The organism is Corynebacterium sp. c3Ub_189, assembly GCF_039907195.1.
GTDB lineage: Bacteria > Actinomycetota > Actinomycetes > Mycobacteriales > Mycobacteriaceae > Corynebacterium.
The window spans coordinates 1-431 of sequence record NZ_JASBOF010000074.1; the positions used below are offsets into that span (position 1 = coordinate 1).

The window sequence follows — 431 nt, forward strand, 5'->3', positions numbered from 1 at the left end:
AGGGTGTCAGGAAGTTTGTGTGTGAGGCTCTGATCTAGAAGGAGTTTCACCGATGATGACTACGGTGTCACCGAAGAAAAACCATGACCCGGCGAGGGTCAACGAGATCAGCGAGAAGCTGATGGAAAATTCTGAAATCGCCAGCTTGATTAGCGAGTTGTCGAGCTCCGCTGATGATGCAAGCGAGCTGGTCAAAGGCCTGCTACAAGCATCGATCAACGCTGGCCTTAAGGCGGAGATGGATGCGCACTTGGGCTACGGCCATTGCGACCGCAAAGCGAAATCCCAGGTCGAAACCGCACAGGAGAATAATCACCGTAACGGGTCGTACACCAAGACCGTCAATTCTGGCTACGGCGCAGTTGAGGTGACCGTGCCTAGGGATCGTGCCGGCACGTTTACTCCCCGCATGGTGCCCAAGGGTGCACGCA

At 55.2% G+C, this 431-nt stretch carries 1 protein-coding gene; it reads left to right on the top strand.

The window, feature by feature from the left end; translation table 11 throughout:
* Positions 1 to 55: 55 nt before the first annotated feature.
* A partial coding sequence (locus QKD99_RS11570) for a transposase (protein WP_347951498.1) occupies positions 56 to 431 on the top strand: 376 nt, incomplete at its 3' end.